14 protein-coding genes are annotated in these 16,059 nt (G+C 69.9%); 9 read left to right on the top strand and 5 right to left on the bottom strand.

Going from position 1 to position 16,059, the window contains the following annotated elements; genetic code table 11:
- Positions 1-238 precede the first annotated feature (238 nt).
- Positions 239-1,093: a metal-dependent hydrolase gene (locus FMP39_RS16645; protein ID WP_141591242.1), complete on the bottom strand. Its 855-nt coding sequence runs from the start codon at positions 1,091-1,093 to the stop codon at positions 239-241.
- Positions 1,094-1,129: 36 nt separating this feature from the next.
- Entirely contained in the window at positions 1,130-2,515 is a 1,386-nt protein-coding gene (locus tag FMP39_RS16640; protein WP_228558048.1) for a hypothetical protein, read from the bottom strand.
- 510 nt (positions 2,516-3,025) lie between these two features.
- On the opposite strand from FMP39_RS16640, the gene FMP39_RS16635 reads away from it, so the two are divergent.
- Complete coding sequence (locus FMP39_RS16635; protein ID WP_228558047.1) at positions 3,026-3,394, top strand: hypothetical protein; 369 nt, start codon at positions 3,026-3,028, stop codon at positions 3,392-3,394.
- 93 nt (positions 3,395-3,487) lie between these two features.
- Positions 3,488-4,582 carry a hypothetical protein gene (locus FMP39_RS16630; protein WP_141591236.1) on the top strand — a complete coding sequence of 365 codons (1,095 nt, stop codon included), beginning with the start codon at positions 3,488-3,490 and terminating at the stop codon, positions 4,580-4,582.
- 13 nt (positions 4,583-4,595) lie between these two features.
- Here the strand turns inward: FMP39_RS16630 and FMP39_RS16625 are convergent, their stop codons facing one another.
- Positions 4,596-5,369: a hypothetical protein gene (locus FMP39_RS16625; RefSeq protein ID WP_090489643.1), complete on the bottom strand. Its 774-nt coding sequence runs from the start codon at positions 5,367-5,369 to the stop codon at positions 4,596-4,598.
- A gap of 219 nt (positions 5,370-5,588) precedes the next feature.
- The gene (locus FMP39_RS16620; protein ID WP_194858428.1) at positions 5,589-6,026 is read right to left on the bottom strand and encodes a DUF2383 domain-containing protein; all 438 of its coding nucleotides are present in this window, start codon (positions 6,024-6,026) and stop codon (positions 5,589-5,591) included.
- Positions 6,027-6,721: 695 nt separating this feature from the next.
- On the opposite strand from FMP39_RS16620, the gene FMP39_RS16615 reads away from it, so the two are divergent.
- From FMP39_RS16615 to cysI, 7 genes are read left to right on the top strand one after another with little or no spacing between them, the layout of a single operon-like run.
- Complete coding sequence (locus FMP39_RS16615; RefSeq protein ID WP_141591233.1) at positions 6,722-7,444, top strand: phosphoadenylyl-sulfate reductase; 723 nt, start codon at positions 6,722-6,724, stop codon at positions 7,442-7,444.
- Complete coding sequence (locus FMP39_RS16610) at positions 7,441-8,106, top strand: bifunctional precorrin-2 dehydrogenase/sirohydrochlorin ferrochelatase (RefSeq protein WP_141591306.1); 666 nt, start codon at positions 7,441-7,443, stop codon at positions 8,104-8,106. Before FMP39_RS16615 ends, FMP39_RS16610 begins: the two co-directional genes overlap by 4 nt.
- Positions 8,103-8,903 (top strand): uroporphyrinogen-III C-methyltransferase, encoded by an 801-nt coding sequence (cobA, locus tag FMP39_RS16605; protein WP_141591232.1) that lies wholly within the window; start codon positions 8,103-8,105, stop codon positions 8,901-8,903. Before FMP39_RS16610 ends, cobA begins: the two co-directional genes overlap by 4 nt.
- Positions 8,896-9,813 (top strand): sulfate adenylyltransferase subunit CysD, encoded by a 918-nt coding sequence (gene cysD / locus FMP39_RS16600; protein ID WP_141591231.1) that lies wholly within the window; start codon positions 8,896-8,898, stop codon positions 9,811-9,813. The genes cobA and cysD overlap by 8 nt, the downstream gene beginning before the upstream one ends.
- Entirely contained in the window at positions 9,813-11,525 is a 1,713-nt protein-coding gene (locus FMP39_RS16595; RefSeq protein WP_141591229.1) for a sulfate adenylyltransferase subunit 1, read from the top strand. The genes cysD and FMP39_RS16595 overlap by 1 nt, the downstream gene beginning before the upstream one ends.
- A complete protein-coding gene (locus FMP39_RS16590; RefSeq protein WP_141591227.1) occupies positions 11,522-13,348 on the top strand; it encodes an assimilatory sulfite reductase (NADPH) flavoprotein subunit in 1,827 nt (608 codons plus the stop codon). The genes FMP39_RS16595 and FMP39_RS16590 overlap by 4 nt, the downstream gene beginning before the upstream one ends.
- Before the next feature lie 24 nt (positions 13,349-13,372).
- Complete coding sequence (gene cysI / locus FMP39_RS16585; RefSeq protein WP_141591225.1) at positions 13,373-15,061, top strand: assimilatory sulfite reductase (NADPH) hemoprotein subunit; 1,689 nt, start codon at positions 13,373-13,375, stop codon at positions 15,059-15,061.
- Between the two features lie 23 nt (positions 15,062-15,084).
- Here cysI and FMP39_RS16580 read toward each other — a convergent pair whose 3' ends face one another.
- Positions 15,085-16,047 carry a trans-aconitate 2-methyltransferase gene (locus FMP39_RS16580; protein ID WP_194858427.1) on the bottom strand — a complete coding sequence of 321 codons (963 nt, stop codon included), beginning with the start codon at positions 16,045-16,047 and terminating at the stop codon, positions 15,085-15,087.
- Positions 16,048-16,059: the final 12 nt, after the last annotated feature.

Below are 16,059 nucleotides of genomic sequence, written 5' to 3'. Positions count from 1 at the left end.
GGCCCGGCGCGTGAAGAGTTCGCGCCGGGACGCCTGCCGGACATGCGGGCAGGAGCCACGGTAGGTGTCAGCCGCACGTCAGAGCCTGCACGGCGCACGTGACAAAGCGGGAAGCTCCGCCAACAGACTGACCGATTCCTGCAGGGCGCCGGACGGGGCATCGCAGGAGCAAGCAACCTTCACGCTCCTCCAGGGCCCCCGCGCGGGATGCCCCCTCACCAGGCGCGCGCTCGCGCCGCTATGCCGCTTCGCGCTCCGGGACCTCCGGAGGCGGCGCCTCCAGCGGCGCCAGGTGGGCCCGGGCCAACTCCAGGTTGTCATTGTCCAGCGGGTGGAAGGAGGGGCGCAGGTACTGCCGCAAGCCCCGCCCCAGCACTTGGAACAGCACCGGGTCCTTCCGGTGAGCGCGCCACAGCTCGCGCAGCAGCCCCGTCCACCCCAGCCCACGCTCCTGGCGCAGCAGCGTCACCGTGGCGGCGAACCACAGGGCAAAGAGGGACAACACGCCCAGCACCATGCCCAGCACGCGCAGCCCATAGCCCGGTGCCACCTTCCGCAGCACGTCGAAGGCCACCGCCTTGTGCTCAATCTCCTCGGCGGCGTGCCACTCGATGAGGTTGCGCATCGCCGGGTGGCCGTCCGAGAACACGCCCAGCGTCAGCGTGTTCTCCCCCATCAGCGCCGTGTAGTGCTCCAGCGCGGCGGTGATGGACAGCCGCAGCGACGGCGGAAGCTTCGCGTCGATGACGCCCCAGAGGAATGACTCGTACCGCCGCATGAAGCGGCGGATGTCGTAGCCCTGGGACTCCAGCAGCTCGATGTAGTCCTGGTGCTCGCGCGCGTGCTTGCCTTCCTGCGCGAAGAATGCCTTCACCTGCGCGTGCAGCGCGGGCGTGTCCGCCAGTTGCGGCATGTAGTGGTTGACGCTGCGCACGAAGAACCGCTCGCCCTGGGGGAAGAGCATGTTGAGCCCGTTCCACAGGTGCGTGGTGCCAGGGCCGTTGCGGTGCCAGATGCGTGGGAAGCTCGCGTCGAAGGGGAACTGGAGGTGCGGTCGCGGCCGGATGCGTCCGGGGTCGTGGGGGGAGACCATGGAGAGCTCTCGTGACGGAAGACCAGGAAGGTTCATTCAAGGGAGTGCCGGACGTCGCGGCCGGGCCCTGCTGACCGCCTCCGCGACGAGCACATCCCGGAAGGCCAGCAGCTTCTCGCGCGTGCCCAGGGCACCACTGCCCGCGAGCGCCGCGAAGAAGCGTTTGCGCACGCCCGAGGGCGTCGCGTGGAGGACCTCCGTCACGCAGAGGGCCACGCCGCCCCCCACGGAACACAGCGGTCGCATCGTGTTGAAGAAGAGCGGGGAATGCCGCGCCAGCGCTTCATCATCGTCGACCTCCAAGGTGATTTTGGACAGCAGGGCATTGCCTCCCAGAGCGGCGGGCACCTGCCGCAGCAAGGGCGTGAAGGCGAAGCCGTGCGTGGTGAGCGAGGGCAACCACCACGGCAGCGCCGGTGAGTACAACGTGGAGAAGATGTCCTTCAGCACGCCGCCGCCCCGCCGCGTCTGCTCCAGCAGGTGCGCGACGTGCGCGGGCGTCATCGGCCCTGTGCGCGTCCGCGAGGGCACCACCGCGATATCAATGCGCCGCCACTTCCGCGCCACGGTGTGCGGCGACGCGGGCAGCACCGGCACCAGCAGCGTGGGATTGTCGACGGGGAACACACCCTCGCCGGCCCGCTGCACCGCCTGGAGCATCGCGCAGGTGAGGTTCCGGAAGTCGAGCCCCTCCGGAAGCTCCACTCGCAGCAGCGGCGACGGCTCCTCGGGACCGGTGAGCCATTCGCCCGGCGCCGCGCGGCCCTCCCTGCGCGGCAAGCCCTCCGAGGCGGCCAGCGAGAGCTCGGCCATCGCGGTGCCATCCATCACCAGGTGGTCGAAGCTCAGCTCCAGGGCGCCCGTCGCCGCGTCCACTCTCGCACCGAGCCAGGCGCTCGACGTCAGCAGGTGGGACGTCCAGGCGCTGTCGCCTCGCGAGGCGCGGTCCACCAGCACCTGCGGGAACAAGCCATCCCGGCGTGCCTCGGCCAGCGAGCGGCTGGGCGTGCCCGCCAGCAACGCCGCCACCGCATCAGGCGTCAGCGCCGCGTCGTCCAGCGACAAACGCACCACCTGGAACCCACCGTCCTCGCACGTGATGGCGGCGGTGAGCACGTCCGCGTCCTGGACGCGTTGGCGTGCATCGGAGCCTTCGCGGCCCAGGCGCGCCACCCAGACGTCCAGGGGCTGGTTCTGCCGGCGCACGCCGCGACTGTCGCGGTACCAGCGCGCCACACGCGCCAGCAGCACCGGTGCCCACGTCCCACCGTCCGTTTCCACGCCCAACGGCTGCACCGTCACCATGATGCGGCGCGAGCGGGGCTCGGTCGTCAGGAACTGCTCCCACGTCGTCAGCGCGGGCACCACCTGGGTCGGCCGCCGCGCCGGAAACAGCCGCCGCCACCCGTCGCAGAAACGCACGAGCCCGCTGATGGCTTGACGCGCCGCCGGATGCAGGTGTGGAAACTGATGTGTCAGCGCAGCATGCACGCGTCCGATGACGCCAACGTCCTGGGCTTCAACCGGAAACGGGAGGGGACCGGATCCGTCCATGGCACACCTCCGAGTGGTCAACGGGGGGATGACCCACGGCATTGGCTGCGTAGCCTACCGGACACGCCACCTGTACCGTCAGGTCATAGCGTTATTTCACTTACAGCCATGCTTTTTGACCTGCCTGCGCGGGTGAAACACGACTCACGAAGGCGTCCCCTCACGGAGCGCATGGGCAGCTCACGCAGCGGGCGTGATACGCAGTGCATCAGCCGGGACGGAATCTTCGCGCGACGTGCCACGTCGGCCAGCACGAATGTCTGACATTGAATGCAAGCGAGCAAGAACGCCTGCCTTCACCCCAGACACATCCTGGTATTCTTTGACAGCCTGACATTCCCATGCACTCCCGCCCGGGGTGTCGGCTCAGTAGCATCCATGTCTTTCATCCCCCGTCCCTTCGCCTGGAGTGCCGCCCTGCTGCTGACGTTCGCGACCGTCGCGGCGGCTGACCCCATCAACTCCGAGCCCGAGGCGCTCTGTGAGAACAGCGCGAGCGCCGAGTCCTCGCTGGCCATCTGCTTCCAGTCCTTCTGTGACGAGGACTGGGAGTGTGCGAACGCGTGTCCCAGTGCGCAGACGGCCGCCTGCGTGAACTCCATGTGCGAGTACACCTATCGAACGGGCGGAGGCTCCGGCGGCTCAGGTGGCCCCTTCTGCTCGGCGATGTTCTGTGCGGATGACTACGACTGCCAGTGCGGAGACCGTCAGGGCTACTGCGGCTTCGACTCCATCTGCTACTTCTAGGCCGCTCGACGCGTCGTTCCGCTCGTCAGGCTCCGGGAAGAAAGCCCGCGCCAGTGAGTCCGGCGCGTCGGTGGACACCTTCCCGGAGCCGCCATGCCACGCATGCTCGACAGCCTTCCCCTTCTCTACCGCGACCTTCTTCCTGACTTCTTCCGGCAGGACGTTCCCGAGGAGAGCAAGGCCACCTGTTCGAACTGCGCCATGAGCCAGGACTCCGCGCAGGGCGCCGTCGACTCCGTGGACGGCGTGAGCCGCATGTTCCGGCCGGACACCAAGTGCTGCACGTACTCGCCGCGCCTGCCCAACTACCTGGTGGGCGCGCTGCTGTCCGATGACCGCCCCGAGCTGGCCGAGGGCCGGCGCCGCATGGAGGCAAAAATCGCCAGCCGCGTGGGCGTCACGCCGCAGTGGGTGAAGCCTCCCGCCAAGTTCCAGTTCCTCTACAAGAACGGCCACCAGTTCTTCGGCCGGGCCGCGTCCCTGCGCTGCGGCTACTACTCCGCGGACAGCGGCGGCTGCACCATCTGGCCCTACCGCGAAGCCGTTTGCTCCACCTTCTTCTGCAAGTACGTGGCGGGCGCGGACGGTCGCAAGTTCTGGATGTCCCTCAAGACGTACCTGACGCTGGCCGAAATCCAGCTGTCACGCTGGACGGCGCTCCAGCTCCTCCCCGACTACGTGCTGTCGGGCAAGGACCGCGCGGAGACGCAGCCCGGGCCGCTCACCGTGGAGGACCTGGATGACACCGCGCCGCCCGCCAAGACCTACGCGGCGCTGTGGCAGGGTTACGAGGGACTCGAGCTCGACTACTTCCGGGAGTGCTACCGCCTGGTGAAGGCGCTGCCCCCGGACGGCGTGGAGAAGCTGCTGGGCCTGGATGGCACCATCGAGCTGAAGACGCTGGAGAAGCTCCGCCACACCGCCGTGGCGCCAAAGTTGCCGCGCACGCTCAAGCTCAACCCCGATGCCACCGTCCAGTGGATGCAGGACGGCAGCGTGGCCCTGGGCGCGTACAGCGAATACGACGCCGTGGCCCTGCCCGGTGAAGCCTATGGACTGCTCGTCGACTTCACCGGACGCGAGCCCGTGGACGCCGTGCGCAAGCACCTGCGCGAGCACAAGCAGGCGGACCTGTCCGAGGACGTCCTGCTGGAGCTGTACCGGCACCGCATCCTCGTGGATGCCTGAGGCAGGCGTCCGGCTACGACTGCTGGGACAGCTCTCCCAGCTCGCGCAGCGTGCGGACGGAGGCGTGGGCGTTGCGCCACGCGAAGACTGTCTCTGACAGGTGGTCCGCCATCCACGAGCAGAAGCCCGGGTCTCCGGCGCCCAGCCACGCCGCGGACTCGGACAGCTCCGTCTCCGCGGCTTCCCACGCGCGGCGGTAGGCGCTGGCCGCGGTCATCAGCTCGGACAGGGAGTGGGTGAAGGCGTCCAGGGCCGCGCGCAGCTCCAGCGGCGCGCCCGGCTCCCCCCGGCGGGAATCGCGCAGCCGCCCCAGGTGGACCAGGAGCCCCTGCTCCAGCGCGGCGGCGGTCCCCAGCCGCGCCTGGGCGCCGTGGAGCAGGACCTGGAGGTCCTCGCCCAGTTCATGCTGCAGCTCCTCGGTGGAGCGCGCCACCGGGCGTCCCAGCCGCGTACACACCGCCTGCCACAGGTTGCTGTACCCCAGGAGCTCCGCCACGCCGCGGCGCACATGAGGCGGGACGCGATCCAGGAACTCGAGCGCGCACTGACGGGCGGACGTGGCCAGGGGGCCCGCGCCCGGACCCGCCTTCGCGCACTTCAGCACCCGCCAGGCCCACTGGAGCGTCGTCTCGGTGGAGCGGAAGAGGGCTTCACAACCCGCGCTCAGCGTCCCCGCATGGCTGGCGTCCATGAGCGAGGTGGAGGTCGCGGGCACGGTCCGGGCTTCCTCGCCGGAGACCTGCTCCGGGCGTGGCTCCCGTTCCGATGAACCGCGGTCCGGCGACATGCTCCGCCTCCCTCAACGCGACGAGCTACCCCAGGTATCGCATGCCCTGCGCACAAGCTCCAACACCCCATCAGGGGAGGATACAGGGCGCCGCGCGTGGACTGAGACGGGCGGGATGCCCGGGGATTCAAGCCGGTGTCGTGTCGCACGGGTTGAGAAAAATCCGGCCGGGCGCCCGGAACGAGACACCCGGCCGGCGCGCATCCGCGCGGCACGCGCTCAGTGGAGGGTGCGCTTGAGACGGCTGAGCCGCTCATGCGTCCGCTTCTGCGCGGGAATCAACTCCATCCGCACGAAGCGTCGATTCTCGCCATGCACCTGGTCCGCGTCGCGCTGGTAGTCGGCGAGGCCATGGTCCTCGCCCTCCTCCAGCGCCTGGATGGCGGCCTTCTCGCCCAGGATGTCCGCGCCGCCTTGAACCAGCTTGGCGAAGGTGCCCCACATGCCCGAGCTCTCCACGGGCTCACCGCCCATCTTCAGGATGCGCTCGCGAATCTCCTCGACCCGGTGCTCATGGTCGTGCTGGCAATACTCCAGCGCGTCACGAGCCAGTCCGTCCGAGACGTGCCCGATCGCCTTGCGATAGGTCTCCACGGCGGAGATTTCGCCGCGCAGGAACGAGTTGAGCATCTCGACGTCCTTGTTGGTGCTCGCCATCGATGGCCTCCATGGGTGACGGGTGAATCCGGCTTGCCGCAAAAGGTGATGCCCGCTGCCGCATGGGCAACGAGGGCTCGCCTCCCCGCCTCCTTCCAAGGTCTGCGCGGACGTTCACCCGATGGCGCCGCGTCCCGCTCCCCAGGCGTGCGGGCGAGCGGGCGTCCCCTCGGACTGGCCCAGCCCCGCATACCGCATTGAGGTGGACGGGTTGACGCGCGCCTGAAACAGCCGCTAGCGTAGGTGTTCGCGATGACGCACTTCCCCACACCGACCGCCGCGCCGTTTGCCAGCCGCTGCTGTCCGTCGTGTGCCTGCTGTCGTCAGCCGGACCTGGGTTGTTGACGCGCACACGGGACGCCCTTCCAAGCCTCCCTGCTCGCGCTCTTCCCGGCCCGGTCTCCTCTCCCAGGAACCGGGCCGTTTTCGTTTCCTCACCCAGCCAGCCCTGCACCGCGCCTCTCCCATGACCTTCACCGCCGACGCCCGTGTCCCCTGCTCTCCCGTGCTCCCCGCCGGGAATGATGACGCCTGTGCCACGGGTGGCGCGTTCTGTCTGTGCCGTGCGTGTCCCGTGTGTCCGCCTGCAGGCGGGTGCCGAGCATCGAGAAGCGTGTAGCGCGTCCTTCTCGAACCTTCTTGCTCGTGCGGCCCGCCCTCGAAAGAGGCGGGCCTTTTCTTTTCCTGGAGTCACCATGTCGCCCTCGCAGCCCCAGGCCTCGGCCCTGCTCGCCGAAGCCGCTGAAGTGAAGGACGCCCCCGCGCAGGACCTCCTCGCCTGGACCGAGCGCCGCTTCGGTGCGCGCGCGGCCATCGCCTCCAGCTTCGGCGTGGAGGACATGGTCCTCATCGACCTGGCGCGCCAGCATGCGCCCAGCCTGCGCCTCTTCACGCTCGACACCGGACGCCTGCCCCCGGAGACGTACGAGCTCATGGAGGTGGTGCGGAAGCGCTACGGCGTCACCGTGGAGACGTACTTCCCCGAGCGCGCGCGCGTGGAGGAGTTGGAGTCCACGAACGGGTACTTCTCCTTCCGCCAGAGCCTGGAGGCACGCAAGGCGTGCTGCGCCATCCGCAAGGTGGAGCCCCTGTCGCGCGCGCTCGCGGGCCAACAGGCGTGGGTGACGGGCTTGCGCCGTGAGCAGTCCGTCACCCGCACCGACGTGGCGACGCTGGAGGTGGACAGCGCGCATGGGCTGCTCAAGCTCAACCCGCTGGCCACGTGGAGCAGCCGGGACATCTGGGCCTACGTCCGGGCGAAGAGCGTGCCCTACAACACGCTCCATGACCGTGGCTACCCGTCCATTGGCTGTGCGCCCTGCACGCGCGCGGTGAAACCCTACGAGGACGAGCGCGCGGGCCGCTGGTGGTGGGAGTCCGCGGAGAACCGCGAGTGCGGCCTCCACCCGGTCCGATGAAACGCGCCATGCCTTCACACCCCCTGGATTATCCCGTGTGCCTTCGACTCGAGGGACGCTCCGTCCTGCTGGTGGGCGGCGGCGCCATCGCGGAGGGCCGTGCTCTCGCGGTGCTCGACGCCGGCGCGCGACTGCGTGTCATCGCGCCGGAGGCCACCGCCACGCTGCGGCGGCTCGCAGCCGATGGACGCCTGGAGTGGCAGCCCCGTTGCTACGAGGCCGGCGACGTGCGCGGCCATCACCTGGTGCTCGCGGCCACGGATGACGTGGCCGTGGGCCGGCAGGTGGCCACCGAAGCCCGAAACCTGGGCCTGTGGGTCAACACCGCGGACGAACCGGCGATGTGTGACTTCACCCTGCCCTCCGTCGGCAGGCGCGGCCCCATCACCGTCGCCGTGTCCTCGGCGGGGCGGGCCCCCGCGCTCGCCAGCCACCTGCGCAAAACGCTCACCGGGCAGGTGACGCGACACCACATCTGGCTGGCGCGACTCAGCGGCTGGCTCCGCGAACACCTGCCCCGAGGCGAAGCGCGCCAGCGGCTGCTGAAGCAGGTGGCGGTGGGAGACATCGGCGCGCTGCTGGAGCAAGGCGAGCGCAAGGCCGCCTGGGCTCGGCTCCGCACGGAGTTGGAGCACTCGAAGATACCTGGAGAGACACGATGAGAGAGCAAACGAGAGGCCGAGTGTTCCTGGTCGGCGCGGGTCCGGGAGACCCGGAGCTGTTGACCTTGCGCGCCGCGCGCGTGCTCCGGGAGGCGGACACCGTCGTTCATGACCGGTTGGTCCACCCTGGCGTACTCGAGCATGCGCGCCCCCACGCCCGGCTCATCTACGTGGGCAAGGAGGGCGGCGGAGACTCCGTGAGCCAGGAGGAGATTCACGTCATCCTCATCGCCCAGGCGATGCTGGGGCGCCGCGTGGTGCGGCTCAAGGGCGGTGACCCTTTCGTCTTCGGCCGCGGCGGTGAGGAAGCGCTCGCGCTGGAAGAGGCGGGCATCCCCTATGAAGTCGTTCCCGGCCTCACCGCGGGGACAGCCGTGCCCGCAGCGGCGGCCATTCCCGTCACGCACCGGGGTGTCTCCGGGGCGGTGACGTTCGCCACCGCATACCGAGGCGGCAGCCCGCCGGCCTGGGACTTCCTGGCGAAGGCCCAGACGCTGGTCCTCTACATGGCGGGCAGCCGGTTGGAGGAGACGGTGCGCGCGCTGGTCGGCGCGGGGCGTTCCGCGTCCACCCCAGCCGCCGTGGTGGAGGCGGGCACGTGGGAGCATCAACGGGTGGTGGAGGCTCCGCTGAGCCACATCGCCCAGGCGGCGACGCGTGACGCGCTCGGCTCGCCGTCGCTGCTCATCGTGGGCGAGGTCGTCTCGCTGCGCGGGCGCCTGCCTTCGCTGGTGGCGCAAGGAACCTCGGAGCATGGACACGCGCCAGCGCGCGTGGCGGAGGGCGGTCATGAGTGAGCACACGTTCGCGCGGTCGTCCCACCTGTCGGAGCTGGAAGCGGAGAGCATCCACATCCTCCGGGAGACGGTGGCCGAGTTCGCCAACCCGGTGATGCTCTACAGCATCGGCAAGGACTCCCAGGTCCTGCTGCACCTGGCGCGCAAGGCCTTCCACCCCGCGCCCCTGCCCTTCCCGCTGCTCCACGTGGACACCACCTGGAAGTTCCGGGACATGTATGCGTTCCGGGACGCCTTCGTGGCGCGCCACGGACTGCGCCTCATCATCCACCGGAACCAGCGCGCGCTGGCCGAGGGCATCAACCCCTTCGACCACGGCAGCCAGAAGTACACCCATGCGATGAAGACGCAGGCGCTGCTGGAGGCGCTGGCGGCGCATGGCTTCGACGCGGCCTTCGGTGGCGCGCGGCGCGACGAGGAGAAGTCCCGCGCCAAGGAGCGGGTGTTCTCCTTCCGGGACCGGCACGGACAGTGGGACCCGCGCCGCCAGCGGCCGGAGCTGTGGAACCTCTTCAACGGCCGCGTCGACGCGGGCGAGAGCATGCGCGTCTTCCCGCTGTCCAACTGGACGGAGCTGGACGTGTGGCACTACGTGCTGCGCGAGCGCATCCCCGTGGTGCCGCTCTACTTCGCGGCGGAGCGTCCCGTCATTGACCGGGGCGGAACGCTGCTCATGGTGGATGACGAGCGCATGCGGCTGCGGCCCGGGGAGAAGCCCGAACTCCGGCGCGTGCGCTTCCGGACCCTGGGCTGCTACCCGCTCAGCGGCGCCATCGAATCCTCCGCCACCACGGTGGAGACCGTCATCCACGAGATGGTGAACGCCCGCCAGTCCGAGCGGCAGGGCCGACTCATCGACCACGACGAAGAGGGCTCCATGGAGCTCAAGAAGCGCGAGGGCTACTTCTAATGGACACCGGCTTGCAGCAACTGCTCGACCAGCATGCCTCCCGGGAGCTGCTCCGACTCGTCGTGGTCGGCTCCGTGGATGACGGGAAGTCCACCCTCATCGGCAGGCTCCTCTACGAGTGCGACGGGCTCTTCGAGGACCAGATTTCCGCCGTGCGGAAGGCCAGCGCGAAGCGGACCGCCGCCGCCGTGTCCGTGCCCTCCGAGGCGCTGGCCCAGGGACTGAAGGCCGCGGCCGGCGCGGACGGGGAGGAACTGGACTTCTCCCTCTTCACCGACGGCCTGCGCGCTGAGCGTGAGCAGGGCATCACCATCGACGTTGCCTACCGCTACCTCAGCACCGCGCGGCGCAAGGTCATCGTCGCGGACACGCCGGGCCACATCCAGTACACGCGCAACATGGCCACCGGCGCCTCCACCGCGGACGCGGCGGTCATCCTGGTGGACGCGCGACTGGGCGTGCTGCCGCAGACGCGCCGCCACGCGTACATCGCCTCGCTGCTGGGCATCCCCTACCTGGCCGTGGCGGTGAACAAGATGGACCTCACGGACTTCGACCGCGGCACCTTCGAGCGCATCGGCGCCGAGCTGGTGGACTTCGCCCACGCGCTCGGCTTCGAGGGCATTCGGCTCTTCCCCATCAGCGCCAGTCGCGGGGACAACATCACCCGGCCCAGCGCCCGCACGCCCTGGCATGAAGGCGGCAGCCTGCTCGCGTGGCTGGAGTCCCTGCCCCACCAGCGCCGGCAGGACGACGCGCCCTTCCGCTTCCCCGTTCAGTACGTGCTCCGGCCCCACCAGGACTACCGAGGGCTGGCGGGACAGATTGCCTCCGGCACCGTCCGCGTCGGGGATGAAATCCAGGTCCATCCCTCCGGGCGGCGCACGCGCGTGGCGAGCATCGACACCTTCGACGGACCGCTGGAGGAGGCCGCGTCCCCCGCGTCCGTCACGCTGCGACTCGCGGACGAAGTGGACGCCAGCCGAGGCGACGTGCTGGCCCATGTGGACCAGCCGCCGCTGTCGCTCCACCAGCTCGACGCGATGCTCGTGTGGTTCGGAGAACAGCCGCTGGACTGCTCGCGCCGCTACCTGGTGAAGCAGGCCTCGCGGACCGCGCCCGCGCACATCGAGCGGGTGCTGTGGCGCAAGGAACTGGCGGACCTGTCCGAGCAACCCGCCGAGTCCCTGTCGCTCAACGACATCGGCCGGGTGCGGGTGGTGTGCCGTCGGCCGCTGCTGACCGACCCGTACCGCGACAACCGCCGCACGGGCGCCTTCATCGTCATCGACGCGCTCACGCACGACACGGTGGCCGCAGGAATGGTCCTGGGTCCCGCGGAGGAGTCGACGAAGGGCGACGTGGCCTCGTCGCTCATCACGCAGTCCGAGCGGCGGGGACGGCTGGGTCAGCCCGGCGCCATCGTCCTGCTGCCCGCCACGCCGGACGCGGGCTCACGCGCCTTCCAGTTGGAGCGCCGGCTGTTCGACCTGGGCTGGCACGTCACCACCAGCCCCGGTGATGTGGAGGTCGCGCTGGCGCTCGCGGCGGCGGGATTGGTGGCCCTGGTCCACACCGACACGCCCCAGACACGCCGGGCCCTGCGCGCGGAGGCCCGCGATGCCGGCGCCGCGTGGCTGGAGCTGGAAGCCACTGAAGACCTGGAGCAACACCTCGACCGAATCATCTCCCTCCGGGAGGCCGCACGATGAGCGCATCCCCTGCCACCCATGCTCCCCCGTTCATCAACGCGCTGCTGGGTGAGAACAAGAGTGCCCTGCTGCTCAAGCTCGTGGAGGAGATGGACGCCTCCGCCCTGCACTGGCTGAGCGGCTATACGGCGGGACTGGCCGTCCGCGCCCCCCAGGTCACCGTCGTCCCCGTGACGCCCGTACCCGTGGCGGCCCCCGCCGGCCACTTCACCATCATCTACGGGACGCAGACGGGTAACAGCCGCCTCCTGGCCGAGCGCCTCAAGCACCAGGTGGAGTCCGCCGGGGTCGCCACGCGGCTGTTCCGGGCCAGCGACTATCCGGTGCGGGAGCTGGCCAAGGAGAAGCTGCTCTGCGTGGTCATCAGCACCCAGGGAGATGGCGACCCGCCGGACGACGCACGCGGTTTCTGTGAGTTCATCCTCGGCAAACGCGCGCCTCGCATGGAGGGGCTGCGCTACGCCGTGCTAGGGCTGGGAGACTCCAGCTACCCGCGCTTCTGCGAGGTGGGCCGGCGGCTCGACGCCCGCTTCGCGGAGCTGGGCGCCAGCCAGTTGTTGGCGCGTGCCGATTGCGACGTGGACTTCGAGCCCGTGGCCAAGGGCTGGCTCGACCAGGCCTACACCCTGGCGCGCGAAGCACTGACTCCGCAGACGGCGGTGACGGCCACTGTCGTGCCGCTGCGGGAGCCGCCCGCCACGCCCGCGTTCACCAAGGAAGTGCCCTACACGGCGGAGGTGCTGCTCAATCAGCGCATCACCGCACGCGGCGCGCTCAAGGACGTGCGACACCTGGAGCTGTCGCTCGCGGGCTCCGGGCTGGAATACGCCCCCGGCGACGCGCTGGGCGTGTGGCCCCACAATCCGCCGGAGCTGGTCGCGTCCTTCCTGTCCGAGCTGCGCCTCGACGGAGAAGCGGCGGTCACCCGAGAGGGCCGCACGCTCCCGCTGGCGCGCTGGCTGAGTGACGAGCTGGAAATCACCAGGCTCAACCGCCCCTTCCTGGAGCGGCACGCCACGCTGTCCGGCAGCGCGGCGCTGCGCGAGGTGCTCGAACCGGGCCGCGCCGAGGCCTTCCGCGCGCTGCTGGCGGGGCATCAGGTCATCGACGTACTCCGCGCCCACAAGGCCACTTGGGACGCCACGGAGCTGGTCCAGTCCCTGCGCCGGCTGACGCCCCGGTTGTACTCGATTGCCTCCAGCCCCAAGCGCGTGGGCGAAGAGGCGCACCTCACGGTGGCGGTGGTGGACTACACGGTGTTCGACCTGCGGCACTTCGGCGCGGCGTCGTACCACCTGGCCACGCGCACGGCCGGAGCCGACACGGTCCGCGTCTTCATCGAGCCGAACGAACGCTTCCGACTGCCGGAGGACGGCGCCAAGGACGTGCTGATGATTGGCCCTGGCACCGGCGTGGCGCCCTTCCGGGCCTTCGTCCAGGAGCGCGCGGAGACCGGAGCGAAGGGCCGCAACTGGCTCTTCTTCGGTGAGCAGCACTTCCGCACCCAGTTCCTCTACCAGACGGAGTGGCAAGAGGCCCTGAAGAAGCAGACGCTGCACCGGCTGTCACTCGCCTTCTCGCGGGACCGCGCACAGAAGGTCTACGTGCAGCACCGGCTGCGTGAGTCCGGACGTGACGTCTACGAATGGCTCGAAGGCGGCGCCCACCTCTACGTGTGCGGCGACGCCCAGCGCATGGCCCCGGATGTCCACGCGGCACTGGTGGACGTCGTCTCCACCCACGGCGGCAAGAGCCGCGAGGACGCGCACGCCTGGCTCGAAACCCTGCGCGAGCAGCGGCGCTACCTGCGCGACGTCTACTGACCCATTCCGATTGCGAGCAACGACATGAGCCACCAGCCCAAGCCACTCTCCGAAGTGGAGCACATCAAGACCCAGAGCCGCCTGCTCCGGGGTAGTCTGGCGGAGAGCCTGGAGGACCCGGTGACGGGCGGCCTCGCCACGCCGGACACCAACCTCATCAAGTTCCACGGCAGCTATCAGCAGGACGACCGCGACGTGCGCGAGGAGCGGCGTCAGCAGAAGCTGGAGCCCGACTACAGCTTCATGCTCCGCACCCGCCTGCCTGGAGGCGTGTGCACACCGGCCCAGTGGCTGGTGATGGACGCCCTGGCGCGCGAGCACGCCAACCACACGCTGCGCATCACCACGCGGCAGGCCTTTCAACTGCACGGCGTCATCAAGGATGACCTCCGGCCCACCATCGCCCGCATCAACGAAGCGATGATGGACACGCTGGCCGCCTGCGGCGACGTGAACCGCAACGTGCTGTGCAACCCCAATCCGGTGGACTCGCGCGTCCACGAGACGGTGTACCAGTGGGCGGTGCGCATCTCCGAGCACCTGCTGCCGAAGACGCGCGCCTACTACGAAGTCTGGTTGGGGAAGGAGAAGGTGGCCGGCGGTGAGGACGAGCCCATCTACGGCGCCACGTACCTGCCCCGGAAGTTCAAGGCCGCCGTGGCGGTTCCGCCCCTCAACGACGTGGATGTCTTCGCGCAGGACCTGGGCTTCATCGCCATCGTCGAGGGCGACACGCTCGTGGGCTTCAACGTCTCCGTGGGCGGCGGCATGGGCGCCACGCATGGTGACGCGGCCACCTATCCCCGGCTGGCGGACGTCGTCGGCTTCATCCCGCCGGAGCAGACGCTCGCCGTCGCCGAGGAGGTGGTGAAGATTCACCGCGACTTCGGGGACCGTACCAACCGCAAGCACGCGCGCCTGAAGTACGTCCTGGAGGAGCGCGGCGTTCCCTGGTTCACGGCGGAGCTGGAGAAGCGGCTCGGCTTCCCGCTCCAGCCAGCGCGCCCCTTCGCTTTCGAGCACAACGGAGACCGCTTCGGGTGGACGGAGGGCCATGACGGCCGGTGGCATCTGACGTTGCACCTGGACAGCGGCCGCGTGGCGGACCGGCCCGGCGCCCCGCACTTGACGGGCCTGCGGGAGATTGCGCGCATCCACACCGGGGACTTCCGGCTCACGGCGAACCAGAACCTCGTCATCGCGGGTGTGACGCCCGAGGCACGCGACGCCATCGGCGCGCTGGTGACGGCGCACGCGCTGGACAGCTTCCGCAGCGCCAGCCCGGTGCGCCGCAACGCGCTGGCGTGCGTGGCGCTGCCGACGTGCGGGCTCGCCATGGCGGAGGCGGAGCGCTACCTGCCTACCTTCGTGGGGCGGCTGGAGGACCGGCTGCGGGCGCATGGCCTGCAGGACGCCAACCTGCTGCTGCGCATCACCGGGTGCCCCAACGGCTGCGCGAGGCCGTACCTGGCGGAGGTAGGACTCGTGGGCAAGGCGCCGGGCCGCTACAACCTGCACCTGGGCGGAGATGCGCGAGGCCAGCGCCTCAGTCACCTCTACAGGGAGAACATCGACGAGGACGCCATCCTCGCCGCGCTGGAGCCATTGTTCGAAGGCTACGCACGCGAACGTCAGCCCGGCGAGGGCTTTGGCGACTTCGTGGTGCGCGCTGGCCACGTCCCCAGCCCAGCCGCTCAGCCTCGGCCGTCCTGAGCCAACGCGGCCCTCGCGCGCGTTCACTCGCCCGCGTCCCGCACCGCGGTGAGGAGCAGGTCGTACTTGCCGCCCAGGAACGTGCGGAAGCCGTGCTGGTGCAGATAGCGACGGTAGAAGGACAGGTCCTTCACCAGCAGCGACAGGTCGGGCTCGCGAAGGTTCCGCACCCGCGCGCCATAGACGACCTCACCGTCCCGGAAGCGGGAATTCGGGAAGCCCAGCAGCAGCGCCGAGCGCGGCTCCAGGTGCTCCTGCACCAGCCTGCGCAGCAGTGCATGGTCATCCACGCCGGGACTCTGCAACGTGCCCACCGACACCACCAGGTGGAAGCGTCCCAGGTCCTCCGGCAGCGCGTTGAGGTCGGCGACGACGAAGCGGTGCCGCGCATCGGGGAAGCGGGCACGAGCCTCTTCGATGGCGCTGGCACTGTGGTCCACCCCCACGAAGCGCACATCCGGGGCCTCCTCCAGCCACGAGAACGCCGCCAGCTCATCCCCCCGGTTGACACCCAGGTCGAGCACGCGGCCGGACTCCGGCAACCGGATGCGCCCAAGCGCTTCGAGCCACGGCAGCAAGAAGCCCGCGTCCTCCAGCTTGCGCAGGCGCGCGAATGCGGAGGCCGCGCCATAGCGTTCTTGCGGTGACACCGCTTCGTCCGCCTGGCCTCCCGCGTGCCAGGGCGCCTCGGGCCCCAGCCGCTCGAAGGTCAGCGAGATGTGCGTCGCATCCACCGCGCGGGGCGTGCGCAGCCGGCACGCGAGCCCCTCCGCCAGGTCGCACCAACTGCGCAGGGGCCGATGGAGCAGCGCGCCGGACGGGCCCACCCGCTCGCCGGGGTAGCACCCCCTGCCCAGGTCCGGGTCTGGCACCTCGATGGTGACAGGCCCCGCCCCGAGCGATGCCAGCAAGTGCCGATGGATGTGGGTCAGGGACTCGGCATGGAAGCGGCGAGGCTGCGCGGCGGACTCGGTGGGGCTCGACATGATGGCGCGGAG

The organism is Myxococcus sp. AB056, from assembly GCF_006547365.1.
GTDB lineage: Bacteria > Myxococcota > Myxococcia > Myxococcales > Myxococcaceae > Myxococcus > Myxococcus virescens.
The sequence above is the reverse complement of the archived record's forward strand: the minus strand, read 5'-3'. Positions and strand labels throughout refer to the sequence as shown.

Coding starts and splice junctions, on each gene's coding strand:
- FMP39_RS16645 (WP_141591242.1), bottom strand. CDS start 1,093: ATGGTCTCCCCCCACGACCCCGGACGCATCCGGCCGCGACCGCACCTC.
- FMP39_RS16635 (WP_228558047.1), top strand. CDS start 3,026: ATGTCTTTCATCCCCCGTCCCTTCGCCTGGAGTGCCGCCCTGCTGCTG.
- FMP39_RS16630 (WP_141591236.1), top strand. CDS start 3,488: ATGCCACGCATGCTCGACAGCCTTCCCCTTCTCTACCGCGACCTTCTT.
- FMP39_RS16625 (WP_090489643.1), bottom strand. CDS start 5,369: ATGTCGCCGGACCGCGGTTCATCGGAACGGGAGCCACGCCCGGAGCAG.
- FMP39_RS16620 (WP_194858428.1), bottom strand. CDS start 6,026: ATGGCGAGCACCAACAAGGACGTCGAGATGCTCAACTCGTTCCTGCGC.
- FMP39_RS16615 (WP_141591233.1), top strand. CDS start 6,722: ATGTCGCCCTCGCAGCCCCAGGCCTCGGCCCTGCTCGCCGAAGCCGCT.
- FMP39_RS16610 (WP_141591306.1), top strand. CDS start 7,441: ATGAAACGCGCCATGCCTTCACACCCCCTGGATTATCCCGTGTGCCTT.
- cobA (WP_141591232.1), top strand. CDS start 8,103: ATGAGAGAGCAAACGAGAGGCCGAGTGTTCCTGGTCGGCGCGGGTCCG.
- cysD (WP_141591231.1), top strand. CDS start 8,896: ATGAGTGAGCACACGTTCGCGCGGTCGTCCCACCTGTCGGAGCTGGAA.
- FMP39_RS16595 (WP_141591229.1), top strand. CDS start 9,813: ATGGACACCGGCTTGCAGCAACTGCTCGACCAGCATGCCTCCCGGGAG.
- FMP39_RS16590 (WP_141591227.1), top strand. CDS start 11,522: ATGAGCGCATCCCCTGCCACCCATGCTCCCCCGTTCATCAACGCGCTG.
- cysI (WP_141591225.1), top strand. CDS start 13,373: ATGAGCCACCAGCCCAAGCCACTCTCCGAAGTGGAGCACATCAAGACC.
- FMP39_RS16580 (WP_194858427.1), bottom strand. CDS start 16,047: ATGTCGAGCCCCACCGAGTCCGCCGCGCAGCCTCGCCGCTTCCATGCC.